This window comes from Paracoccus alcaliphilus, assembly GCF_028553725.1.
Taxonomy (GTDB): Bacteria; Pseudomonadota; Alphaproteobacteria; order Rhodobacterales; family Rhodobacteraceae; genus Paracoccus; species Paracoccus alcaliphilus.
The window spans coordinates 239,896-262,581 of sequence record NZ_CP067126.1; the positions used below are offsets into that span (position 1 = coordinate 239,896).

Annotated in this window: 21 protein-coding genes and 1 pseudogene; 7 read left to right on the top strand and 15 right to left on the bottom strand. The window is 64.5% G+C overall.

What is annotated here, in order from left to right:
- Window positions 1-27 precede the first annotated feature (27 nt).
- Window positions 28-1,221: an NO-inducible flavohemoprotein gene (gene hmpA, locus JHW40_RS21480; protein WP_090614258.1), complete on the bottom strand. Its 1,194-nt coding sequence runs from the start codon at window positions 1,219-1,221 to the stop codon at window positions 28-30.
- Window positions 1,222-1,306: 85 nt separating this feature from the next.
- Between hmpA and JHW40_RS21485 the strand changes: the two genes are divergently transcribed.
- The 6 genes from JHW40_RS21485 (at window position 1,307) to JHW40_RS21510 (ending at window position 7,193) form a co-directional block, all read left to right on the top strand.
- Window positions 1,307-1,747: an RrF2 family transcriptional regulator gene (locus JHW40_RS21485; protein WP_090614261.1), complete on the top strand. Its 441-nt coding sequence runs from the start codon at window positions 1,307-1,309 to the stop codon at window positions 1,745-1,747.
- 141 nt (window positions 1,748-1,888) lie between these two features.
- On the top strand, window positions 1,889-3,280 hold the full coding sequence (locus JHW40_RS21490) for an FAD/NAD(P)-binding protein (protein WP_090614323.1): 1,392 nt from the start codon (window positions 1,889-1,891) through the stop codon (window positions 3,278-3,280).
- A gap of 183 nt (window positions 3,281-3,463) precedes the next feature.
- Complete coding sequence (locus JHW40_RS21495) at window positions 3,464-4,159, top strand: hypothetical protein (protein ID WP_090614264.1); 696 nt, start codon at window positions 3,464-3,466, stop codon at window positions 4,157-4,159.
- 1 nt (window position 4,160) lies between these two features.
- The gene (locus JHW40_RS21500; protein ID WP_090614267.1) at window positions 4,161-5,444 is read left to right on the top strand and encodes a hypothetical protein; all 1,284 of its coding nucleotides are present in this window, start codon (window positions 4,161-4,163) and stop codon (window positions 5,442-5,444) included.
- A gap of 83 nt (window positions 5,445-5,527) precedes the next feature.
- Window positions 5,528-6,430 (top strand): sugar kinase, encoded by a 903-nt coding sequence (locus JHW40_RS21505; protein WP_090614269.1) that lies wholly within the window; start codon window positions 5,528-5,530, stop codon window positions 6,428-6,430.
- A gap of 172 nt (window positions 6,431-6,602) precedes the next feature.
- Window positions 6,603-7,193: an RBBP9/YdeN family alpha/beta hydrolase gene (locus tag JHW40_RS21510; RefSeq protein WP_090614272.1), complete on the top strand. Its 591-nt coding sequence runs from the start codon at window positions 6,603-6,605 to the stop codon at window positions 7,191-7,193.
- A gap of 4 nt (window positions 7,194-7,197) precedes the next feature.
- Here JHW40_RS21510 and JHW40_RS21515 read toward each other — a convergent pair whose 3' ends face one another.
- From JHW40_RS21515 to JHW40_RS21575, 13 genes are all read right to left on the bottom strand, one after another.
- On the bottom strand, window positions 7,198-7,995 hold the full coding sequence (locus tag JHW40_RS21515; protein ID WP_090614277.1) for an ABC transporter permease: 798 nt from the start codon (window positions 7,993-7,995) through the stop codon (window positions 7,198-7,200).
- Window positions 7,988-8,668 carry an ABC transporter ATP-binding protein gene (locus tag JHW40_RS21520; protein ID WP_090614280.1) on the bottom strand — a complete coding sequence of 227 codons (681 nt, stop codon included), beginning with the start codon at window positions 8,666-8,668 and terminating at the stop codon, window positions 7,988-7,990. The genes JHW40_RS21515 and JHW40_RS21520 overlap by 8 nt, the downstream gene beginning before the upstream one ends.
- Entirely contained in the window at window positions 8,668-9,834 is a 1,167-nt protein-coding gene (locus tag JHW40_RS21525; RefSeq protein ID WP_090614283.1) for a KpsE/RkpR family capsule polysaccharide export protein, read from the bottom strand. Before JHW40_RS21525 ends, JHW40_RS21520 begins: the two co-directional genes overlap by 1 nt.
- Window positions 9,831-11,702, bottom strand: a complete 1,872-nt coding sequence (locus JHW40_RS21530) for a polysaccharide pyruvyl transferase family protein (protein ID WP_090614286.1) — start codon at window positions 11,700-11,702, stop codon at window positions 9,831-9,833. The genes JHW40_RS21525 and JHW40_RS21530 overlap by 4 nt, the downstream gene beginning before the upstream one ends.
- Before the next feature lie 159 nt (window positions 11,703-11,861).
- The gene (locus JHW40_RS21535; protein WP_090614288.1) at window positions 11,862-12,626 is read right to left on the bottom strand and encodes an ABC transporter ATP-binding protein; all 765 of its coding nucleotides are present in this window, start codon (window positions 12,624-12,626) and stop codon (window positions 11,862-11,864) included.
- On the bottom strand, window positions 12,623-13,591 hold the full coding sequence (locus tag JHW40_RS21540) for an ABC transporter substrate-binding protein (protein ID WP_090614290.1): 969 nt from the start codon (window positions 13,589-13,591) through the stop codon (window positions 12,623-12,625). Before JHW40_RS21540 ends, JHW40_RS21535 begins: the two co-directional genes overlap by 4 nt.
- Before the next feature lie 24 nt (window positions 13,592-13,615).
- Window positions 13,616-14,440: an ABC transporter permease gene (locus JHW40_RS21545; protein ID WP_090614293.1), complete on the bottom strand. Its 825-nt coding sequence runs from the start codon at window positions 14,438-14,440 to the stop codon at window positions 13,616-13,618.
- A gap of 5 nt (window positions 14,441-14,445) precedes the next feature.
- A complete protein-coding gene (locus JHW40_RS21550; protein WP_090614295.1) occupies window positions 14,446-15,798 on the bottom strand; it encodes an LLM class flavin-dependent oxidoreductase in 1,353 nt (450 codons plus the stop codon).
- 353 nt (window positions 15,799-16,151) lie between these two features.
- Window positions 16,152-16,514 carry a DUF983 domain-containing protein gene (locus JHW40_RS21555; protein WP_090614298.1) on the bottom strand — a complete coding sequence of 121 codons (363 nt, stop codon included), beginning with the start codon at window positions 16,512-16,514 and terminating at the stop codon, window positions 16,152-16,154.
- A 324-nt stretch (window positions 16,515-16,838) separates the two neighbouring features.
- Window positions 16,839-17,441, bottom strand: coding sequence for an outer membrane protein (locus tag JHW40_RS21560; protein WP_090614302.1), 603 nt, complete (start codon window positions 17,439-17,441; stop codon window positions 16,839-16,841).
- Between the two features lie 244 nt (window positions 17,442-17,685).
- Window positions 17,686-18,111: a hypothetical protein gene (locus JHW40_RS21565; RefSeq protein ID WP_090614304.1), complete on the bottom strand. Its 426-nt coding sequence runs from the start codon at window positions 18,109-18,111 to the stop codon at window positions 17,686-17,688.
- Window positions 18,112-18,224: 113 nt separating this feature from the next.
- A complete protein-coding gene (locus JHW40_RS21570; protein WP_244519264.1) occupies window positions 18,225-18,485 on the bottom strand; it encodes a DUF982 domain-containing protein in 261 nt (86 codons plus the stop codon).
- Window positions 18,486-18,566: 81 nt separating this feature from the next.
- The gene (locus JHW40_RS21575) at window positions 18,567-18,764 is read right to left on the bottom strand and encodes a hypothetical protein (protein WP_244519265.1); all 198 of its coding nucleotides are present in this window, start codon (window positions 18,762-18,764) and stop codon (window positions 18,567-18,569) included.
- 379 nt (window positions 18,765-19,143) lie between these two features.
- Here JHW40_RS21575 and JHW40_RS21580 point away from each other — a divergent pair, with 379 nt between their 5' ends.
- Entirely contained in the window at window positions 19,144-20,157 is a 1,014-nt protein-coding gene (locus JHW40_RS21580; RefSeq protein ID WP_272848955.1) for an IS110 family RNA-guided transposase, read from the top strand.
- A gap of 406 nt (window positions 20,158-20,563) precedes the next feature.
- On the opposite strand, the pseudogene JHW40_RS21585 reads toward JHW40_RS21580, so the two are convergent.
- Window positions 20,564-22,627, bottom strand: a pseudogene (locus JHW40_RS21585) (TonB-dependent receptor domain-containing protein).
- Between the last annotated feature and the right edge of the window lie 59 nt (window positions 22,628-22,686).

Genomic DNA, 22,686 nt, shown 5'->3' on the forward strand with positions numbered 1-22,686 from the left:
GGCGGGACGACCCCGCCCGGTGGTGGTTCACGCAGCCAGCGTCTCGTCCGCCGGGCCGAAGAATTCATAGTGGATGCGCGCGGGGGACACGCCCGCATTGGTCAGCGCCAGCACGAAATGGCGCAGGAAGGGCTTGGGCCCGCACAGATAGATATCGGCATCGGCCAGCGGTACGTTTTCCTGCAACCAGTCCAGCGTGATGAACCCTTCGCGGGCATTGCCTGCCGGATCGGGCTGTTCATAGAAGGTGGCGACGGTGGCCTTGCCGTGACGCCGCGCCAGATGGCGGATCTGGATGTCCAGCGCATGGGTGTCGCGGCTGGTGGTGCCGTGGACGTAATAGACTGGCAGGTTCGGGTGGCTGGTCACGATCTCTTCCAGCATGCTGACCATCGGCGTCAGCCCGACACCGCCCGACAGCAGCACGACGGGACGTTCCGGCGCGATGGGCAGGTGGAAATCGCCCGCAGGCGGCGTGCATTCCAGCACCGTGCCAGTCAGCGCCTTGTCATGCAGAAAGGGCGAGACCTCGCCCTGCGGCTCGCGCTTGACGGTGATGCGGTAATGGTCGGTATTCGGCCCGCAAGAGATCGAATAGTTGCGGATGACGCCCGGCAGGCCCGCCGTGTCGAAACGCAGCGTCAGATATTGGCCGGGCAGGTGGGCGATGACGCGGCTGCCGTCCTCGGGGCGCAGGGTGAAGGACATGATCGTGTCGCTTTCTGCGCGCCGCTCGGTGATCGTGAAGCGGCGCCAGTCGGTCCAGCCGCCGGGCTGGGCCGAGATGTCCTGACGGATTTCCACTTCGCGCGCCTTCAGGATCTCGGCCAGGAACCAATAGGCCTCGCCCCATGCGGCCAGGATTTCCGGGGTCGCGGCATCGCCCAGAACCTCCTTGATCGCGCCCAGCAGGGCGTCGGCGACATAGGGATAATGTTCGGGCAGGATGGCATAGCCGACATGTTTCTGCGCGATGCGTTCGACGGTGGTGGTCAGCGCGGCCAGATTGTCGATGTTCTCGGCATAGGCCAGCACCGCCGAGGCCAGCGCGAATCGCTGCGCGCCGCTTTTCTGGTTCGCCTGATTGAACAGCCGCGCGATGTGATCGTCCTGAAACAGCCGGCGATACATGACTTCGGTGATCTGCGGCCCATGCGCGGCCAGTGCGGGCACGGTCGCTTTGACCAGTTCGATCGTCGAGGCGGACAGCTGTGTGGACATGGCGTTCCTCTTTCATACATGCATTTGTGCTGCATGTATTATGGTCGATCTATACATGCAAACAAAATGCATCTAATGTGACAAAATGAAGCTGACCCGCCATACCGATTATGCCCTGCGCGTGATGATCTATCTGGCCCGGCCCGGCGATGGTCTGGTCTCGATCCGGCAGATCGCCGGGGTCTATGGGATCTCTCAGAACCACCTGATGAAGATCGTGCAAAGCCTTGGCCACGCAGGATTTGTCGAGACGGTCCGGGGCCGTCACGGGGGGCTGCGGCTGGCGCGGGCGGCGGATCAGATCTCGCTTGGCGGGTTGGTGCGCCATACCGAGGGCGATATCCGGCTGGTCGATTGTCAGGGCTGTGTGCTGACGCCGGGCTGTTCGCTGCCCTCGATCTTTGCCGAGGCGACCGAGGCGTTTCTGGCGGTTCTGGACCGCTATACGCTGGCGGATATCACCGCGCGGCAGGGGCTGTTGTATCAGTTGCTGAACCTGCCCGAGTGCGCCGCGCCGACCGACTGACCCCACCCGATCCGGGAACAGCGGTCATGGAATTTCCGTGAAGCGGGAAAAATTTTCTCGGTTGCGGGCATGATTTGGAATATAAAATCTCGACCATTCGGCTAGAGTATAGCCCGCGTCCACCAGATCGCGGAGCCGATGATGAGCCAGCATCCCGTATTCACCTCTGCCTTGCCGACCGGCGACGATGCCGGGCATATCCTGATCGTCGGCGGCGGCGCCAGCGGCGTGCTGATGGCCACGCATCTGCTGTCGGCCCATAAGAAACTGCGCGTCACGATCCTGGAATCGGCCAATCTGCTGGGCTGCGGTCTGGCCTATTCGACCCGCGACCCGGACCATCTGCTGAACACCCGCGTCCATAACATGAGCGCCTTTCCCGAGGATCCGTTCCACTTTCACCGCTGGTTGCAGGGCCGCAGCGAGGGCAGAGGGCTGGATGAACACTCCTTCGTCAGCCGCGCGACCTACGGCGCCTATCTGTCCGACCTGCTGCGTCCGTGGTCGCTGGCCGAGGAAGAGCGGCGCCTGACCTGCCTGCGGCGCAAATGCATCCGCATCGAGGAACGACCCGACGGCGTGCTGGCCCATCTGGAGGGCGGCGATGTGATCGGGGCGCAGATCGCGGTTCTGGCGACCGGCCATGTCCTGCCCCGGCCCGATCCGGCCGGGCTGCTGACCGGGGCGTGGGAGGGCGTCTGCGGGCTTGACCCCGATGCGGGGGTGCTGATCATCGGCTCGGGCCTGTCCATGGTCGATCAGGTGCTGTCGCTGATGAAATCGGGCCATCGCGGCCCGATCACAACCCTGTCGCGCCGGGGGCAACTGCCCCGGCCCCATGCGCCGACCCGGCCCGACCCGATCCGGCTGGACGAGATCCCGGTGGATCAGCCGCTCAGCCAGTTGCTGCGCTGGTTGCGGGGCCGGATCGCGCGGGTCGAAGCGGATGGCGGCACATGGCGCGATGTGATCGACGGGTTGCGCCCGCATGTCTCGGCCATCTGGCAGGTGATGCCGGTCGAGAAACGCGCGCGCTTTCTGCGCCATCTGGTGTCGTGGTGGGATGTTCATCGGCACCGGATTCCCGCCGCCTCGGACCGGCGGATCGCCGATGCCGTCGCCAGCGGCAAGCTGACCCATCGCCGCGGCGCCTTCCTGCGGGCCGAGCGTGGCGAAAACGGCTTGCTGCGCGCATATATCCGTCCCCACGGCCAGACCGACGAATCCGTGATCGAGGCCGCCAGGATCATCGACTGTCGAGGCATCCGCAACGATCCCGAATATAACGCCACGCCGCTGATTGCCGATCTGCTGGCCAGCGGCCGGGCGCGGGTCGATGAATTGCGCATCGGTTTGCAGGTCAACGCGACATGCCAGCTGATCGACGCGGCAGACCGGGCTTCGTCGCGGATTCTGGCCATCGGCCCGGTGTCCCGCGCGGCCTTCTGGGAGATCACGGCGATCCCCGATATCCGCGTCCAGACCGCTGCCCTTGCCCGCCGGATCGCGAAGCTGGTGCGGGTCGGGGCCTGATCGCGCAAGGGATTCGCCCGGCAGCGACGGCGCAGAACAACCATTCCCCTGACGGCGGCGGAACAGAAAGCTGTTCTCCCGCCGTTAACTATTTAAAACGACCTATTCCATCGTGATTTGTTAGGGTTCCCGGATCAGCTCTCTGCACATGCTGTGCGGGGATACGGAGAAAAGGGGAAGCCCATGCAAGGAAATCGTCTGGATTCGGCATATTCGATGGCGTCGGCGGGGATGGCCGGTTTCCCGGTCGGCATGGCTCTGGACATCGCGGCGCGCGACAGCAATGCCGCGCCGGTCTGGTCTCTGGGTGTGCTGGGGCAATTGATCCGCAAGGTGGTGGCCGGTCGTGCGGCGCCGCAAGCGGATGGGCCGGGCGCCGCTGATCTGCTGTCGCCCGCCCGTCCCGGCACCTTCAGCCTGTGGGAACGCCGCCTGATCGCCGCCCTTGCGGCCACGCTGGCGGGGGATGGCGGGCTGCTGGCCCAAAGCCGGGCACTGCTGGCGCAGGATGATGCGGTTCGCGACGATGCGGGTGGCTTCATGTCAGGGGGTGACCTGACCCGCGCCGCCCTGTCCGAGGCCGAGCGCATCATCGGTGCCGGGCAGGCCCGCTATCGCTGCCCCGACCGGCTGAAGGAACGGCTTGGCGACCGGGTCGCGGCGGCGCTGGAATATGCGTGGCTGCTGATCCTGCGCCCCGGTCATGTGGCCGAGGACGACCGGCGGCGGCTGATCCGCCACGGCTGGTCCACGCCCGAGATCGCGCAGCTGGAGGCCGTCATCCGCCTGTCCCGCCCCCGGCAACGCGATGCCGACGGGTGGAGCATTCCGGCGCCCGAGACGGGGCAAACGGGCAGGGGCCGTCCGACCTCGTTCTAGGATGTCGGTTGCGACGGGAAAGGGACTGGCCACGGGTGGCTCTGTCACGGCGCTGCGCCGGTTGCGGCAGATCGTGGGGCAGGAGGGCTGTCGCGGGTTGTGGTCGCGCCTGCGCTATCGCAAGCGGCGGGTCAGCCAGCCGCAGGTCACGGCGATCACCCGCAATGTCTGGATCGCAGGTCACGGCGGTGTCGCGACGGATCTGGGCGCGGCATTAAGCGCGCTGGGGCATCCCCGCCTGTCCGAGACCGCCTTGCGGTTGCTGCCAAGCCGTCGCAGCCGCTTCCATATCGACCCGGATCTGAGCGGGCGCGACTTTGGCCATGATGACATTCTGGTCCTCTCGCGCCCGGTCGGCGATCCCGTCGCGCTGCTGCGTCAGGCCGGGCGCTGCCACTCCATCATCGAGACGCGGCAGGACCGGCTGGCCCGGTGGCTGGATCTGGGCATCCCGGCGGGCAAGCTGTTCCTGATCGGGCGCAAGACCCTGCGCCGCGATCTGTACCGCTTTCTGCTGGCCACCGGGACCATCGGCGCAGACGATGCCGACTGGCGCCGCCTTGCGGATCTGCACCAGTTGCCGAAGGTGCCGCGCCTGTGCCTCAGCCTGCCAGAGACGCCGCTGCGGCAGGGGTTCTTTCTGCAACAGGATCTGCCCGGCTTTCGGCTGGTCGCCGGTATCCGCCGCAATCCGGGATGGATCGGGGCGGGGGTCGGCTTTCGCACGATGGCCCGTGCCTGCCTTGCGGCCCGCGCCGGGCGCGCCATCCTGTGCGAGGACGACCTGATCGCCGGCAGCGATTTCGAGGACCGGCTGGAGGGCGTTCTGGCCTATCTGGACCAGACCGGCTGGGATGTTTTCTCCGGGCTTTCGACAGATATCGACGCCAGCTATCGCGTGACGGCGGTGCAGCGTTTCCGGGGGCAGACCTTCGTGCATCTGAACCGGACCACCGGCATGGTGTTCAACATCTTCAGCCCGCGCGCGCTGGACTGGCTGGCCAGCTGGTCGCCCGCGCGGCAGGGCGTGCCGATCGACCGGCATCTGGAGGCGATGCCTCGGATGCGCGTGGTCACGACCCTGCCATTCCTTGTCGATCACGCTGATGGGCTGGAATCCTCTGCCTGGGGGTTCAGCAATCGCCGCTATCGTTCGTTGATCGCGGCCAGCGAAAACAGGCTGGCGCGGATGGTGGCGGCGTTCGAGGCGTCCGAGACCCCGCCCCGGCCGGTTTTGTGCGCCCAGCCCCGGGCGCGGGTCTGGTATGGGCGGGCGGGGCTGTGACCTGACCCCGCCAAAGGGTGGATGACGGGCTTGCGTCATCCCGCCGCTTGGCCCAGAACGGCGCAAAACACCGGGGGGGTCCTATGAAGCTGGTTTCCATTGGCGAATGCATGGTCGAGCTGTCGGGCGCAGGCGCGGATCTGTGGCGCAGCGGCTTTGCGGGCGATACGCTGAACACCGCATGGTATGCGCGCGCGCTGCTGCCTGCCGACTGGACCGTGGATTATCTGACCGCAATCGGCAACGATCCCCTGTCCGAGCGGATGCTGCGCTTCATCGCCGGGGCTGGGATCGGGACCGGCGGGATCCGGCGCCACCCCTCGCGCGTGCCGGGGCTTTACATGATCGAGCTTCAGGACGGCGAGCGCAGCTTTACCTATTGGCGCGACAATTCCGCCGCCCGCACGCTGGCCGACGATCCGGCATGGCTGAAGGGCGCGCTGGCAGATGCGGATGTGATCTATGTCTCGGGGATCACCATCGGGATTCTGGATGATGCCGGGCGCGCGAACCTTTGGGCCGCGCTGTCGGGGGCGCGGGCAAAGGGCAGGCAGGTGGTGTTCGACCCGAACCTGCGTCCGCGCCTGTGGCCGGACGGCGATGCGATGTGCCGCGCCACGACTGAAACCGCGCGGCTGGCCGATATCGTGCTGCCCAGCCATGACGACGAGGCGCAATGGTTCGGCGATGCCTCGGTCGAGGCGACGGCGGAACGCTATCTGGCGCTTGGCGCGTCAGAGGTGCTGGTCAAGAATGGCGGGGCCGAGATGGTTCTGGCCGAGGGCGGCACCATCCGCCGCCTGCCCGCGATGGAACGGGTGAAGCCGGTGGACACGACCGGGGCGGGCGACAGCTTCAACGGCGGCTATCTGGCGGCGCGGCTGACGGGCGCCCCGGCGGAGCAGGCGGTCCGGCGCGGGCACGAGATCGCGATGCAGGTCGTGGGCCATCCTGGCGCGCTGATGCCGATGGCCGATCTGGCATAGGTCGGGCGACACCGCCGCACCGAATCAACCCCGGCGCGTCCGGGACCGATGGCTGCATATCTCATCCCGCATGGCGCGTGCCGAGAAGATCCTTCCAATCGGATCGGCAAGAACGGAAGTACAATACACGACCGGATTGGTAGTCTTAATGGGCGAAGGAAAGGAAAACGCCATGACGACGACGATTATTGTGCCCGGCCTTGACGGCTCTGCCACGCCCCACTGGCAAGACTGGTGGGCCAGAACCGATCCGAATGCGATCATGGTCGAGTTCGACGATCCGCACCGCCCCGCGCCCGAACGCGACGAGGCGAAGCTGGCCGGGATGATCCTGCGCCATCCCGGCAGTATTCTGGTGGGCCATTCGCTGGGGTCGGTGCTGATCGCAAGGATGCTGGCGCGCTGGCCCGATCTGCGGATCGGCGCGGCGATGCTGGTCGCGCCCGCCAACCCCGCCAGTTCGGAACGGCTGAGCCGGTTTGACCCGCTGCCCGAAAGCCGCTTTGACATTCCCGCCGTGGTCGTGGCCAGCCATGACGATCCGTGGATGACCTTCGCGCAGGCCGGATATCTGGCCGGGCGCTGGGGCGCGGATCTGCTGGATCTTGGCCATGTGGGGCATATCAATGTCGCCTCGGGTTTCGGACCCTGGCCCGGCGGCAAGCTGATCCGCGACTGGCTGGAGGAAAAGGCGCAGGCCACGCCGATGATTGCGGCCGGTCTGTCGCGGCATCAGCCGCAACCGGCGCTGGCGCGGCACTGAGACCTCAGCGCAGCGCCAGATCACGGTGCCACTTGAACAGTAGCGCCAGTCCCGCCCCGAACACCACCGCCGCGAACAGCGCCACATAGACCGGCTGCACATATTCGGCGCGATAGGTGGAATAGAAGGCCGCGCGATTGGTGCCGACGATATGGACCAGCGGATTGAACCACAGGACATCGCGAAAGCTTTCGGGCACGGCATCGAAGGGGATGAAGATACAGGACACCAGAAACAGCGGGCGCGTCACGATGGCCCAGATATTCGCCCAAAGCGGAAAGCGCCGCATCAGGAAACAGTTGAGGCAGCCGACCCCCAGCCCCAGCCCCGCCGCCATGATGAAGGCCCGCACGACCCCCGGCAGATCAAGGATCAGATCGACATTGTCGTAAAGGATGATCCCCCACAGCACGACGGCAAAGACGATGGCGTGAACGATGCAGGCCAGGATGAAGCGCGCGAAAATGGCATCGACGAAGGTGACGCCGGGATAGAACAGCAGCTGCTTGGAAAAAGACAGCGATTGCGCGATCTTGCGGCTGATATCCAGAAACATCAGAAAGGGCAGCAGCCCGGTGGCATAGAACAGCGCAAAGCTGTCGCCCATCGGCGGCACCCGCACCGCCAGCGAAAAGATCACCGTCAGCAGCGCGATCCCGCCCACCGGCTCAAGAATGGTCCACAAAAAGCCGCCCGGCGATCTGCCGTAAGAGGTGGACATCTCGCGCAGGATCAGCGCCGACAGGGTGCGCAGTCCGGGGGCGCGGCTCAGCGGGTGGCGGCGGGTGATGGGTTCATTCATCGTCATCCTCATCGCTGGAAACGCCCATATTCGCCTGATGCGTGGCGATGGCCTCATCGACATCGGTGAAATAGCGCAGCCGCCCCTGATGCAGCACCGCGGCCGAGGTGCAGATGGCGCGGATCATGCTCATCGAATGGGACACCATGATCGTGCCGCTGTTCAGCAGCCGGTTGCGGAAATAGGCCTTGCTCTTTTCACGGAAATAACCGTCGCCGACCGATGTGACCTCATCGACCAGATAGGTGTCGAAATGGATCCCCATCGACACGCCAAAGGCCAGCCGCGACCGCATCCCGGACGAATAGTTGCGAAAGGGCAGGTGGAAATGATGGCCCAGATCGGAAAAATGGGCGACGAATTGCAGCAGCCGTTCGGCATCGGCGTCATAGACGCGGGCGATGAATCGGGTGTTCTGCGCGCCGGTCAGATCGGGATGGAAGCTGCCCGCGAAACCGACCGGCCACGAGACGCTGCCGGTGGTGACGATCCGGCCACGATCGGGGCGCACGACGCCTGCGATCATCCGCAGCAACGTCGATTTGCCGGCGCCGTTGTGACCCAGCAGGCCGATGGCCTCGCGGCTGGGGAATGTCACGCTTACGTTGCGGGCCACGACCGTGGTGCGGCCGCTGACGGTAAAGCTTTTGGACAGGTTCTCCAGCCGGATCATCAGTAACGGTCGCGATTGCTGTAGCCGATCAGAACCACGCTGAGCCAGCCGATGAAGATGAACCCGACCGCCAGCAGCGAGATCATCAGCCGTCGCGGTCTTGTCGCGGTTTCCGCCCGGGTCGGTTCCACATAGGTCGCCAGATAGCGGCTGTCCTGCTCGGCCTTGGAGCGCGCGGCCTCGACCCCGGCCAGCGCGAGGCTGTAGCTTTTCTCGGCCAGTTCCAGATCCAGCGCCCGCGTGGTGTATTCGTCGATGACGGTGCTGAAGCTGACATCGCCCATCTCGGCGCCGACATAGCTTTGCTGTTCCGTCTCGATCCGGCGACGCAGGATGTTCACACGGGTCTCGGCCTGCGCCACGCGCACATCGGCAGAACCCTGTTCGCGCAGGGTCTCCAGTTGCAGCATCGCCTCGGTCAGTTCCTGCGACAGCGACGCGATCACGGCAGAGTTGATGTTCACCGCCGCCTCGGGGTCGATCAGCTTGTGACGGTCGCGAAAGCGGGCGATGGCGATGCGCGCCTCGGCCAGACGGTCCTCGGTCTTTTGCAGGTCGTTCTCGGCATAGCGCAGCGAATTGACCCGTGCCTTGTCGGACACATCATTGACCAGTTGTCCGGCCCCGGCATGGATGGCCTGCGCGATGCGGTGGGCGTCGTCGGGATCGAAGGCGCGGATCTCGATCCCGATCATGCCGGTGGCGGAATCGACGCTGATCGTGACCATGCGGCGCCAGTAATCGACCAGCTGCTCCAGCGTGGCGCCCTGCCTCAGCGCAAAGACCGGATCGCCGCTGACGCGGGTAAAGATCGCGCGCAGGTCAAGCTGGTCATCGGTGCGGGCGACGAAATTGGGGCTGCGCAGATATTCATACAGGATCTTGGCGTCGGTGGTGGTATTGCCCACCGAAGACAGCCCCAGCCCGGCCAGCAGCCCAAGATTCGGCGTCTCGTCATCGCGCACCACGAAAGAGACCTCGGACACATACTGATCCCTGGCGATCAGGAACATATAGCCGGTGATCAGCGCCGAGGGCAGCAGGCACATCAGCACAAAGCCCAGCACCATCAGCGTATGGCGCGATTTCCAGCCCGACCGGCCGACCGGCGGCGGGATACGCGGATTGGCCGAACGGACCGGCTGCGGAACCTCCAGATCCTTCATGCCTGCCGCCTTGCCAGTTTCTGGCGACGTTCGTTGAAAGCCAGATCATAGGCGGCCAGCGCATCGCGCATCGCGCTTTCGATCTCGGTCATTGCCTGCACGGGAATGCGGTCGTCGCCGATCAGGGCGTCCAGATCGCGGTGGCGCAGGTCGTGGTCGATGGGCAGGGGCAACCGTTCAGGCAGGCCGACGCCCGCCGCATAGTCGCGATACTTGATCTGATCGCCATGCACCGCGTCCTCGAAACCCTCGAAACTGATCAGGCCGACGGGGATGCCATAGGCCTGACAGATGATGTTGACATGCATCGCGCTGGTCAGCACCGCATCATATTCCATCAGCGTGCCGATCAGCTGCTCGATCTGCTGCCTGCCGGATCGCAGCACCGGATATTCATCGACATGCTCGGGCAGGCGCAGCGATATGCCGCGATGGGCGAAATGGCGGACCAGCGCGATCCGGCCATTGGTCCGGGCCGGGCGGGCGAAGGGGATCAGCCGGGGCAGGATCGCGGCGGGGTCGCCGAAACGCTGCACCTTCGGGCCGCCCGCTTCGGCCACTGCCTGCGCCGAATAGGGGCCGCGCAGCGACACATAGGTTGCATCGGGCGGCAGGGCTGCATCGCTGCGGCTGACCCCGGTTCCGAACAGGATCGAGCTGGCCTGCGCGAACCGCCCGATCGACCCCACCGCGACCAGATGCGGCCATGCCTGCGGCTGATCGGGGGGCTGGAACCTGACCGGCCTGCCGGTGGCGGTGGACAGGATCAGCGGTGACAGCCAGTCGCCGAAATTGCCGGGATAGGGCTTGTCCCACCACATCAGCCGCAGCGGGTCGCCCTCACCCGTATCGGCATAATCCAGATAGGCATCGGCGGCCGAGATGATCGCCTGATCGGTGGCCGACAGCAGCCGTCGCGACGATATGTCCTGCAACCGCCTGGCCACCATATCCGACCGGCCCTGCCGCGCGTCGTGGATGATGTGATAGATGCTGCGCGCCGACAGTTGCGGCGCGGTGGGCAGCGAGGGCGACAGGAACTCGGTCACGCCGATCCGGTCCGAAAGCTGCCGCAGCGGCCGGGCGATGGGGGCGGGCAGGGCGCCCTGAATCTGGCGTGCGGCATTCAGTGCCAGCACCCTGCCGCGCGAGGGCGACGTGGATGCCGCCTGCGCGGGTTGCCCGTTGCGTTTGTGCTGCGCGGCCACGCCCTTATAGGTGGCGACATTGCCGCTGGTTCCGAAATAGAAGAACGGTTTCTGCCCGGTATCGGGACGATCCGCCCGGCCCAGCAGCATCGCCGAAGGGATCACCTGAAAGCTGAGCCGGTCGGCATTCTTGCGCCACGCCTCCTCGAAGAAGTAATCGTCGGTGGCGCGGATGGTCATGGCGGTGCAGGCCGCATTCGCATCGGCGATATAGGCGCGGGCGGCGGGGGTGGTGTTGATGCCCCAGAAGCACGGCTCCCAGAAGCGGGCGCTGCTGGCATAGCCGATCCGCAGCGGATGGCCGAAACCGCGCTGAAAACCGATGATATCGGCCGAAAACCCCGCAATGAAGCCGGGCAGATAATCGATATCGCAATCCACATCGATCCAGAAGACCTTGCTGCGCGGATTGGCCAGACAGACCGAATGCAGGAAGGGCACCTTGCGGCGGCAGATCTCGGGCCATTCCTCGTCCGGGGCCTTTTCGACCGGGGCGATGCGGTGGCGGATGGACAGCCGGTCCAGCGATTGCCGCAAGCGCGCCGCCGCCTGCGAATAGTAATCATCCGTCGTGTGAAAGGAACAGATCAGCAGATCATCCGCAGGCCCATCGGCGAGCCGTCCCCCGGCCCGCAGCCTTGTGTCCTGTTGCATCAGCATTCGCCGGCGCTCCGTTCTTGCTGTTGTCGTTGCGGCGTCACTTCTGGCGCGGGCCCACTATTGCAGCCATGTCGCCAGAGACCATTCCAAAGCCGCCCCGGATCAGAGCAGGATATTCCCCGCAGCCCACGGGCCAGAGGACAGGCTTTCCCATGCCGTTCAATGCAGGCCGAATTGCGCCATCAGCTGGCGGCGCATATCCACAAAATCGGGGTGGCTGCGGTCGCGGGGACGGGGCAGGGCGATGTCGATCAGGCGCGGGGCGCTGCGGTCGCGCGACATGACCAGCACCCGGTCGGCCAGAAAGATCGCCTCTTCCAGATCATGGGTGACCAACACCATGGTCACGGCCTGCTCTTGCCAGATGCGGGTCAGTTCCTCTTGCATGGTCAGCTTGGTCATGGCGTCCAGTGCGCCGAAAGGTTCGTCCAGCAGCAGGATTTCGGGCTGAACGGCCAGCGCGCGGGCAATGCCGACACGCTGCGCCATACCGCCGGACAGTTGCCGCGGCCAGGCATCCTCGAACCCCGCCAGCCCGACCAGCCGGATAAAGCGTTCCGCCCGCTCTCGCGCCGCGCTGCGCGGCTGGCCTCGCAGTTCCAGCCCGAAGCCGATATTGTCGCGCACGCTCAGCCAGGGCAGCAGGCGCGGTTCCTGAAAGATCACCGCGCGTTCGGTGCCGACGCCCGAGACCTCTTGCCCGTCGATCAGAACCTGTCCGCCATCGGCGGGCTCCAGCCCGGCCAGCAGCCGCAGCAGCGTGGTCTTGCCGCAGCCCGAGGGGCCGACGATCGCCAGCGCCTCTCCGCCGCGGATGTTCAGCGACAGGTTGCGCAGCACCGGCAGGGACTGGCCGTTCAGACTGTAGGATTTCGAGAGGTTGCGCAGCGCGACCTCTCCCTGAAGAATGTCGGTCGCGGTCATTTCGAGGCCACCTCGTCCTGCGAGATCAACAGGATGTCGCGCGGGTTCAGCCTGCCCTCGGCCAGCTTGCCCTCGCGCACCAGCACGTCGATCCAGAATTGCAGGTCGCGGTCCACGGCCAGCCCGCCCTCGCGCACGCCATAGCCTGCGAAATACTGCGCGACCTCGGGGTTCTCGCCGCGTTTCTCCAGCACGCGGGCGATGATCTCGCGCGTTTCCTCGGGGTTTTCGCGGGCATAGTCCAGCGCCCGGGCCGAAGTCTCGACAAAGGTCCGCGCGGCTTCGGGATGGGCCTCGACCCAGTCGCCGCGCAGCACGGCAAAGCCGCCCGCAATATCGCCCAGAACATCGGTATCGCCGAACACGGCGCGCAACCCGCCATTCTGCCGCGCCGCGCCCTCGAAGGTGGTCTGCCAGTATCCGAAGGCGGCGACATCGACCTGATTGGACCGCAGCACCTGTTCCAGTTGTGGCCCCGGAACGGTCACCAGATTAGCGGCGTTTTCGGGCAGCTCGCGCTGATGCAGCGCCTCACGCACGGTGTAATCCAGATGCGCCCCCAGCGTGTTCACCGCGACGGTCTTGCCGGCCAGGTCCTCGATGCTGTGGATCGGGCTGTCCTCCAGCACATAGAAGATCGACTGCACCTGCTCGTTGATGCCCTGCGTGGGATAGGCGGCGATGAAGTCATTGCCGCCGATGATGGCATTCAGCACCGCAGCCGTCGCGGCGCTGCCGATCTCGATCGCGCCACCGGCCAGCGCCATCAGCGATTCCGGCCCGCCCGAGGCATAGCCCCGGTCCTGCAAGGTGATGCCGGTGCCCTCGAACCAGCCCAGTTCCTGCGCCAGTTCATGGGCGCTGATGCCACCGTGACTGGGCATATGGCGCATCACCACATCTTCGGCCCATGCCGGCGCGGTCAGCGCGGTCGAAAGGGCCAGCGAAATCAGAACGTGTTTCATCGGTCTTGTCCTTGAATATGGGGGTCAGCGGTCGGTCAGCGACCAGCGGCACAGGCGGCGCTGCAACGCGACCAGCAGGGCATTGGCGGCAAGCCCCAGAAAGGCCAGCAGGAAGATCGCCGCGAACATGGCCGGGATCTGAAAGTTGTACTGCGCATTCATCACCTGAAACCCCAGCCCCTTGTTGGCGCCGATCATCTCGGCCGCGATCAGCAGCAGCAGCGCGGTGGTGGCCGACAGCCGCAGCCCGACAAAGATCGACGGGACCGAGGCAGGCAGGATCACGCGGCGAAACGTCGCCAGATGGTTCGCGCCATAGCTGCGGGCCATCTCGATCAGCTTCTGGTCCACTTCTTTGACGCCGCCGATGGTGGCCAGCAGGATCGGAAACAGCGTCGCCCAGAAGATCACGAAAACCTTGGAGGCCTCGCCCAGACCCAGCAGCAGGATGAACACGGGGTAAAGCGCCAGCGCCGAGGTCTGCCGGAACAGTTGCAGGATCGGGTCCAGCGCCCGTTCCGCCCAGGGCAGCTGCCCCATCAGCAGCCCCAGCGGAATACCAAGGGCCACGGCAGCGGCAAAGGCGATGCCCGCGCGTTGCAGGCTGATGCCGATATCGTCCAGCAGCGCACCGCTGGACAGGCCCTGCCACAGCGCGGCGAATATCTGGTCCAGCGGTGGGAACACCGCCGGGCTGACCCAGCCCAGCCGCCCCGAGAACTGCCACAGGACCAGAAACACCGCGACCAGACCGTAACGCGATGCCAGTCCCAGCAGACGTTCGCGCGGCAGGGCGGGCAGGCGCGGGGGCTTGCGCCGCGCCACCGTGTCGATTGTCTCGATGCTCATCGCGGTTACTCCGCTGCCTGCGCTGCGGCGCGCGCAAGCGTGTGGCTGTTCACGGGGAAGGGCAGGCCCAGATTTTCGCGCAGCGTCCGGCCCTCGTATCCGGTGCGGAACAGGCCACGGCGTTGCAGTTCCGGGATGACCAGATCGACGAAATCCTCCAGCCCGGTCGGCAGCCACGGCGGCAGGATGTTGAAGCCGTCGGCGGCCTCGTTCTCGAACCATTCCTGAAGCATGTCGGCGATCCGGGTGGCGGAACCCACGATGGTGTAATGCCCGCGCGCCGAGGCGATCCAGCGGAACAGCTCGCGGATGGTGAAGTTGTTTTCATCCGCGATCTGCCGGATCAGCGCCTGACGCGATTTCATGCCCTCGGTCGGGGGCGCGGGCGGCAGCGGCGCGTCAAGGTCATAGCCGGTCAGATCCAGCGTGCCGCCGCACAGCCCGTTCAGCAGGGCCACCCCGTCCTTGTCGCGGATCAGCGATGTCAGCGCCTCGTATTTCTCGCGCGCCTCGTCCTCGGTCCGGCCGACAAAGGGCGACACGCCCGGCATGACCAGCACATGATCGGGATCGCGCCCGTTCGCCGCCGCCCGGCGCTTGATGTCGCGATAGAATTCCTGCGCCGTATCCAGCCGCTGATGGGCGGTAAAGATCACCTCGGCACTGGCGGCGGCAAGGGCGCGACCGTCCTCGGACTGGCCCGCCTGCACGATCACCGGATGGCCCTGCGGCGAGCGCGACACGTTCAGCGGCCCCGCGACCTTGAAATGTTCGCCGCGATGATCGGCGGGGTGCAGCTTGTCATGGTCCAGAAATTCGCCGCTGTCCTTGTCGCGGATGAAGGCGTCGTCCTCGAAGCTTTCCCACAGCTTGCGCACCACCTCGATATGCTCGGCCGCGCGGCGATAGCGGAAGGCGTGCGGATGCTGCTGGTCAAGGTTGAAGTTCCGCGCCGCCGCCTCGGTCGCGGTGGTGACGACGTTCCAGCCCGCGCGCCCCTGCGAGATCAGGTCGAGCGAGGCGAATTTGCGCGCGGTGTTGAACGGTTCCTCATAGGTGGTCGAGGCCGTGGCGATAAAGCCCAGATGTGTGGTCAGCGGCGCCAGCGCGGCAAACAGCGTCACCGGCTCGAACCCGGCGACACGGGCCGGGCCACCCTCGGACGTGCCCCCGATCGACGTCGCCAGCCCGTCGGCCAGAAAATAGGCATCGAACAATCCGCGTTCGGCGGTCTGCGCCAGTTGCTTGTGGAATTCGAAACTGACCGCGCCATCGGCGGGCTGATCGGGGTGGCGCCACGAGGCGATATGCTGCCCGCCGCCGGGCAGGAACGCGCCAAGTCTGATCTTGCGGGTCATGTCTGTCTCCGTCTTTTCAGGATATGCCTGTCCGGTCCCGCAGGCGGGTTCATCACGGACAGCAAAGGGGAAGGGGTGTCGTCAGGCGGTGCGGGTCAGCGCGTCCCGACATCGCGATCCGGCCCCGCGCGCGATCCGCCGCATGGCCGTCGCGGCCAGCGCATTCAGTGACGCGGGAAATCCGGCGATCCGTTGGGTCATGGCGTTCCTCATATCACGAGTTCTCAGGTCGTGTTTTAACCGGAACCCGGCACGATGGCGATTCCAAAGAAGGGCAGGAATGTGGCAGGTTCTGTTTCCCGAACCGCACCGTAAGAGAATATTAGCCCCCGGCGTGCCGGTGATGGGCGCGATCAGGCGCCCCGGTCCTGCTCATCCTTGGCCCAGAGATAGCCGACGAACGCCCCCTTCACGAGGCGCAGCAGCACCAGCGTCAGCAGGATCGTGATCAGCCCGACGATGATCAGCAGCATCAGCGGGCTTGGCCGGAACAGGATCCAGGTAAAGCCGATCAGCGGGATCAACAGCAGCAGCACGATGGTCATGGTAAAGAAGGCCGGGCCGTCAGCGGCGGGATAGCGCCCCAGCGCCGTGCCGCAGGCCTCGCATTCCGGGCAGACCTGCAAATAGCCGTGAAACAGGCGCCCATCGCCGCAGCAGGGACATTTGCTCAGCAGCCCCCGGGTGATCGCCACCTTGCTTTCGCGCTGTTCCATGCCGGTCTTTCCCCGTGGATTCCGTTCGCTTTCATTGATGTAACGCCGAATCGGCGAATATGGATGCGCGAAATCGCCACATGGGATGCGGAACTTCCGGGCCAGCTGCCGACTTACCTTGCATGTTCAATCGAAAGGAAATCCCATGAAGGGACTTATCGCATGGTTTCTCGGGGTGCCGGTGGTGCTGATTATCGTTCTCTATCTGGTGGGCGTCTTTTGATCCCGTGACCGGATCGTCCCGAACCGGGGACCCTGTCGTCAAACAAGAAACGCGGACCGTCGCCGGTCCGCGTTTCCTTTTGTCATGCGATCGTGAAAGGATCAGAAGCGATAGGTCGCCCGGACCTGCACCAGATCCGTGTCCAGATCGACGCTGCCGGATTCGCTCTCGACGATATCCGAGAAATCGTTGCGGCTGTATTCCAGTCCGACCGAGAAACGCTCATGCACCAGATATTCGGCGCCGACGCCATAGGTGATCCCGGTTTCCGAAATATCGAGGCCTTCGCCATCGGCCGAAATACGCGCAACGCCAAGCGTCACATAGGGCTGGAACCTGCCCATATCGTAACCGGCGCGGCCCCGCAGGCGGATCAGGTCGCCATCGACATCGACGTCATCCAGTTCGACCTTGTTGTAATCCAGTTCGCCGCCAAGGATGAACCGGCCGAAGTCGTGCAGATAACCGGCATGAACGCCATAGCTGTCATAATCGAAATCGTCTTCGTCGCCGGAACCGGAAAATTCGGCATTGCCCACACCATATTGCAGACCGGCATAGAAGCCGCTCCAGTCGGTGCCCACTTCCACAGGTGCGACCGGCGAGATCACGGGGGCCGGCTCGACCACCGGCGCAACATAGCCACCCGCAAAGGACGCGGTGGCGGCCAAGGATGCGGCGACCGACAACACAACAGTTTTCATGGATAGTCTCCTTCATTCATCAGAAGCCCGACCTAGGCCCGCCGGATCGGACAATCCAGAAGCTCAGGAAAGCCTCCATTCAGGGGCGTTGTATATTTGTTACACCACCGTCACATTGACGTGACGCGGCGTAGAAACTTATTGACGGCTTCGTGATGGGCAGACGGTAAGCCAGCATAACAGACGGCGGCGAAGGGCAGGATGCACCTTCGCCGCCGCGGATCGTCGCAGATCACTGGCCGGTTCAGATCAGCCCGGCGGCTTCACAATCTTCCAGCGTGATGTCCTGAAGGTTTATGCCGGTGAAGCCATCGGCATCGACATTGCCGTCAGCCCCGTCCGCGCCATCGGTGGCCTCTGCCGTGTCGGGCATGATCTCGGCGGCATCCGCATCGGCATTGCCCTCGGTGCCGTCGGTCGGCATCGTGTCGTCAGGCGTGGCTTCCATTGTGGACATCTCGGTATCCTCGGCGTCCGGATTGCCCGAGCCGGGATCGACGCTGGCATCTGCGCCGGTCGCCAGAGTTTCACAATGCTCGGTCACGGCGGGCAGATCGGCGTCGGATATATCCTGACCCCCGACCGCCGTCTGACCGAACGCGGCAGAGCCGATCATCAGCGCCGCCGCTGCGGTGGCAGCCACATATGAAGATGAGAGTTTCACGAACATTCTTTCCTCCTGTTGGCGTTTAGTGGGCTTTCGCACGCCCCCAACAAGAAGATCCCCCGCATGTTCCTGCGAATTGCGGCCCGCCCGAACACATCCGCGCGAGCCGCCCGGCGTCAGGCCGCCTTCAAAAGGGGTTTGAACCCGGCGGTCTGTGCCGCCACAAGAAAGGCGCGGCGTGCGGCCTGAACCGGCAACATGCATTCCATCGCGCCCTGGATGGCTGCGACCGCGCTGTGGCGCGCGTCATCCACGACCGGCCAGCGCTTGCGCAGCCAGTATTTCGCCTGTTCGATTGTCGAGATTTGTACGGTGTCACCATTTTCGGCGACGAGTGTGAGGGGTTTGCCCCAGCTTATTTCTATCATCAGCCCCATATGGGACCACCCCCGACGGAAAGCAAGGGGTCATTGGCCGAGGGGCCACAGATGGCCGCCCCCCGGCATCGCTTGGCGCAGTCAGGCTGGCTCTGCTTCGTCGCGTGAGACGTTTTCCTTGACTGCGTTGATGGCAGCCTCTTCGGTCCATGCCTGCCCGGAAGCGCCCGGAGAGTTCCAGACCTCCCAGAACCACGAACCGACACCGGCGTCCTGCTTGGAGTAATAGACACGTCCAACCGGGACACCATCGCGGCAAACCGTCCAATCGTGTGGCACGGTGTTCCCGCCGACAATCGTTTTGATGCTTGTCCACATGCGGCGCATATATAGGTAAAACTACGGACCTGTCCAGATCAGCAGTTCAGTCGCGGGATCTGGTGGATCGGCAGTTCGCAGCAGGTCGGCCCATCCAACGGCGCGTCATGGTTTTCGTATGAACTCAAAATGCTGACAAACGCCGGCGACAAACAAGCGTACCGATCAGTCCACATGCTTCCGTCACCGGCAGCCCGCCGAACTGGCGTCGGCCTGTGTGCTGCTTGCATGGGGCGAATCGGGTTATACGGCTCTGAACTGATGCGGTGGATGCCCCCACCCATCGGCATCTCTTATGCCATGATGGTTGCATCGAAACCGAACGGAGGGCACATCAATGATGACAACGATCAGCATGTTGGCGATCGACTTGGCGAAGGGCAGTTTCCAGGTCTGCGCGATCGGGCTGGACGGGGCGGTTCTATATAACCGTGTGCTGTCGCGGACCCGTCTGACGAATCTCCTTGCCGAACAGTCGGCCTGCGTGGTGGCGATGGAGGCCTGCGCCACGTCGCATTACTGGGGCCGGGTGGCGCAGTCCCACGGTCACGAGGTGCGTCTGGTGCCAGCGGTGTATGTGAAACCGTTCGTGAAACGACAGAAAAACGACAAGGCGGATGCCGAAGCCATCGCCGAGGCCGCGTCGCGCCCGACCATGCGGTTCGTGGCCGTGAAGAGTGCCGAGACGCAGGGCCGCGCAGTGGCGTTTCGGACGCATCAATGTCTGGTGCGGCAGCGCACGCAGCTCATCAACGCCCTCCGCGGACATCTGGCCGAGTTCGGGCTGGTGGCGCCGAAGGGGCCCGCGAGCCTGAAGGTTCTGGAGAATGCACTGGCAGATCCGGCCAGCGATGTGCCAGGCCATGTTCGGGAGATGGGCGCGATCTACGTCGAGCAGATCGCGAGGTTGACAGAGGTGATCGGACGACTGGCGGAAGAACTCGAGGCCGCATCAAGGACAGATACGCAACTTCGTCGGCTGTGCACCATCCCCGGGATCGGCCCGGTCACCGCCGGAGCTGTTGCGGCATTCGCACCGGATCTTGCCACGTTCGACAGTGGGCGCAATTTTGCCGCTTGGCTCGGCCTGGTGCCGAAACAGAGGTCGACGGGTGGAAAAACCAGACTGGGTTCGGTCAGCAAAATGGGGCAGACCGATATCCGCCGCCTGCTGATCGTCGGTGCCATGAGTGTGATCCGCTGGGTTGTCCGCAAGGGGGGCAGCGCGAACCGTTGGCTGGCCGCGCTGGTGATGCGCAAACCGAAGATGGTCGCGGCCGTTGCGCTGGCGAACAAGATGGCCCGGATGATCTGGGCGCTGACGACAAAAGAACAGGATTACAGAATGGCGTGACCCGAGCCCGGAAAGGGGCGACGGCACGGCATGGCCGAAAGGCCGGGGTGAGCGATCGACGAGGAGTAGGCGACACGGACTTCGAAGTTCAAGGCAGGAAGATTCAGTCCCGGGGCTCGAGCGCATGCAGCTCTCTGAACCGATGTGAACCCAGCCTTCCGAACAGCATACCGGCCCGTGGCGTCGTGGAAGGCCACGCTGAGAGGCCTGACACACGTCCGATCGAAGACCCCGCCGACAAACCGAAGATTTAGCTTGCCAAACCGGGGGTATCCACACACGCCCCGGGTTTGCCGGATCGTTTGGGGACGGGTTGAACTCGGCCTCGCGCGCGGGGGAAGCTGATGAAGGATGGTCGGCCCGTCCCGTCATCTGCGGGGCGGGCCTGATTTGCGGGGTGATCCGCTTAGAAACGGGTGGTCAGGCCCAGTTTGAACAGACGACCGTTTTCGCGATAGGCAACGTCGGCCTCGGGCTGGTCGTTGAACAGGTTGTCGATCCCTGCATGCAGCGTCGTGCTGCCATTCAGGTCATAGGCCGCCGCGACATTGACCAGATAATAGGCCTTGCTGTTCTGACCGGCCGGAACCGAGGCCTGCTCGCCATCGCCCACGACCAGGCCGTCCTCGACCACATAGCCCGCCTGTTTGCCGACATAGGTCACCTGACCCGACAGGTTCAACTGATCCGTCGCCTGCCATGCCAGACCCGTGGTGACGTTCCATTTCGGCGTCGTCGCCATCGGATAGGCGGTATCGAAATCGCCGTATTTGAACTCGGACTTGGCGATATGGGTCGCCGAGGTGGTCCAGATCAGGTCGTCGTTGATGTAATGTTCGAACCCGGCCTCGATCCCGGCGGTCTTGCCATAATCGAAGTTGTCGCGCTGGAAGATCGGCGTGCCGTCCTCGGTCAGATCGCCGGTACGCCGCGCGCTCAGCATGTTGTCCACGTCGTTATAGAACGCGGTCACTTCCCAGCTGGTGTTCTGGCCCTGATAGTTCAGGCCGATCTCGAAGTTGTCCGAGGTCTCGGGGTCCAGATCCGGGTTGCCGATGATCGTGCATGACCCCTGATAGGGTTTGCAGCCATTGCCGCGCGATCCCATCTGATAGTTCGGGTTCAGGCTGCGCAGATCGGGTGCGACGAAGGCCTGCGAATAGCCCGCCTACAGCATCAGCCCATTGCCGAAATCATAGTTCGCATAGATCCGCGGCGTGAGGTGATTGCCGTAACGCTCGTGATGATCCAGCCGCAGCCCGCCGGTCAGGCTGAGCGCATCGTTCACCTGCAGACGGCCCTCGGCATACAGCGCCGAGGCGTTGACCGAACCTGCGATCACCTCGGTCGAGGTGTTGGGATCGTTCAGTTCCTCGCGCGAGATCAGGCCGCCCACCGTATAGTCCAGCACCCGTCCGCCGACATTGGTTTGCGCGGTATAGCGCGACTCCAGCGTGACGGTTTCGTAATCGATGGCCTCGTTCCAGATGCCGTCCGTCGAGTTCCACGACTTGTTGTCGGCATTTTCATAACGAAGATAGCTGGACAGCGAACCCCCGCCGATCTGCCAGTCATTGGTCAGCGCAATGCTTTCCTTGCTGACCTCGTTCGTGTCATGGTCGCCGTCTTCCGCCAGATAGTCGTCGATCGAGGTCTGTGCTTCGAACCCCCATTCCTGCCCGTCCAGCGGGGTCCAGGTCAGCCGCGCACCCAGCGTCGTGGTGCGGGTGCCGTTCGAGCCGTATTGCGGGATCAGCTCGCCACGGCTTTCGGTATAGCCATAGGGATCGGGGGAATCGATTTCCGACAGCTTGGCCCAGGCCGAAAGGCTGAGGTTCTGCGCCAGCGGCCCCGAGATATAGGCCGAAATCGAGCGGCTGTCGGCGGTCGAGCTTTCATCGCCAAAGCCGAAATCCGTGGTGACCGAGCCGGACCAGATATCGGTGGCCTTCTTGGTGATGATGTTGATCACGCCGCCCATGGCGTCCGAGCCATAGAGGGTGGACATGGGGCCGCGCACGATCTCGATCCGCTCGATGGCATCGACCGGAACGATCTGCAGGTCGCCCTGATAATGGCGCGAAAAGGTATTGCGGCCATTGATCCGCTTGCCGTCGATCAGCGTCAGGGTCCGGCTGTTGGCCAGTCCGCGGAATGACACGTTGGAATTGCCGTCATTGCCGCGGGTCAGGTTCAGCCCCGGCACCGTGCGCAGAACGTCACGGACATCGCGGGCGCCGCTGGCCTGGATCTTTTCCTGATCGATCACGGTGATCGAGGCGGGCGCATCCTGAACCGAAGTTGCGATCGACGAGGCCGAGGTCACCAAAATCTCGTCCAGAACGACAGGTTCTGCATCGAACTCTGTCTGGGCATGGGCCATTACGGGGGTGCTGAGGGCGGTCAGCGTCAGCAATACGGCGCGCAGATTGCGCCCCTTGCCGGAACGGGGCGGAAACTTGGAAGACATGGCAAACCTCTTGGCGAGTTCGAAAAGGCTGCCTGAGTCGATACGGATTCGCCCGCACC

Excerpts from the sequence above, each read along its gene's own strand:
- hmpA (WP_090614258.1), bottom strand. The coding sequence starts at position 1,221 with ATGTCCACACAGCTGTCCGCCTCGACGATCGAACTGGTCAAAGCGACC.
- JHW40_RS21485 (WP_090614261.1), top strand. The coding sequence starts at position 1,307 with ATGAAGCTGACCCGCCATACCGATTATGCCCTGCGCGTGATGATCTAT.
- JHW40_RS21490 (WP_090614323.1), top strand. The coding sequence starts at position 1,889 with ATGAGCCAGCATCCCGTATTCACCTCTGCCTTGCCGACCGGCGACGAT.
- JHW40_RS21495 (WP_090614264.1), top strand. The coding sequence starts at position 3,464 with ATGCAAGGAAATCGTCTGGATTCGGCATATTCGATGGCGTCGGCGGGG.
- JHW40_RS21500 (WP_090614267.1), top strand. The coding sequence starts at position 4,161 with ATGTCGGTTGCGACGGGAAAGGGACTGGCCACGGGTGGCTCTGTCACG.
- JHW40_RS21505 (WP_090614269.1), top strand. The coding sequence starts at position 5,528 with ATGAAGCTGGTTTCCATTGGCGAATGCATGGTCGAGCTGTCGGGCGCA.
- JHW40_RS21510 (WP_090614272.1), top strand. The coding sequence starts at position 6,603 with ATGACGACGACGATTATTGTGCCCGGCCTTGACGGCTCTGCCACGCCC.
- JHW40_RS21515 (WP_090614277.1), bottom strand. The coding sequence starts at position 7,995 with ATGAATGAACCCATCACCCGCCGCCACCCGCTGAGCCGCGCCCCCGGA.
- JHW40_RS21520 (WP_090614280.1), bottom strand. The coding sequence starts at position 8,668 with ATGATCCGGCTGGAGAACCTGTCCAAAAGCTTTACCGTCAGCGGCCGC.
- JHW40_RS21525 (WP_090614283.1), bottom strand. The coding sequence starts at position 9,834 with ATGAAGGATCTGGAGGTTCCGCAGCCGGTCCGTTCGGCCAATCCGCGT.
- JHW40_RS21530 (WP_090614286.1), bottom strand. The coding sequence starts at position 11,702 with ATGCTGATGCAACAGGACACAAGGCTGCGGGCCGGGGGACGGCTCGCC.
- JHW40_RS21535 (WP_090614288.1), bottom strand. The coding sequence starts at position 12,626 with ATGACCGCGACCGACATTCTTCAGGGAGAGGTCGCGCTGCGCAACCTC.
- JHW40_RS21540 (WP_090614290.1), bottom strand. The coding sequence starts at position 13,591 with ATGAAACACGTTCTGATTTCGCTGGCCCTTTCGACCGCGCTGACCGCG.
- JHW40_RS21545 (WP_090614293.1), bottom strand. The coding sequence starts at position 14,440 with ATGAGCATCGAGACAATCGACACGGTGGCGCGGCGCAAGCCCCCGCGC.
- JHW40_RS21550 (WP_090614295.1), bottom strand. The coding sequence starts at position 15,798 with ATGACCCGCAAGATCAGACTTGGCGCGTTCCTGCCCGGCGGCGGGCAG.
- JHW40_RS21555 (WP_090614298.1), bottom strand. The coding sequence starts at position 16,514 with ATGGAACAGCGCGAAAGCAAGGTGGCGATCACCCGGGGGCTGCTGAGC.
- JHW40_RS21560 (WP_090614302.1), bottom strand. The coding sequence starts at position 17,441 with ATGAAAACTGTTGTGTTGTCGGTCGCCGCATCCTTGGCCGCCACCGCG.
- JHW40_RS21565 (WP_090614304.1), bottom strand. The coding sequence starts at position 18,111 with ATGTTCGTGAAACTCTCATCTTCATATGTGGCTGCCACCGCAGCGGCG.
- JHW40_RS21570 (WP_244519264.1), bottom strand. The coding sequence starts at position 18,485 with ATGGGGCTGATGATAGAAATAAGCTGGGGCAAACCCCTCACACTCGTC.
- JHW40_RS21580 (WP_272848955.1), top strand. The coding sequence starts at position 19,144 with ATGACAACGATCAGCATGTTGGCGATCGACTTGGCGAAGGGCAGTTTC.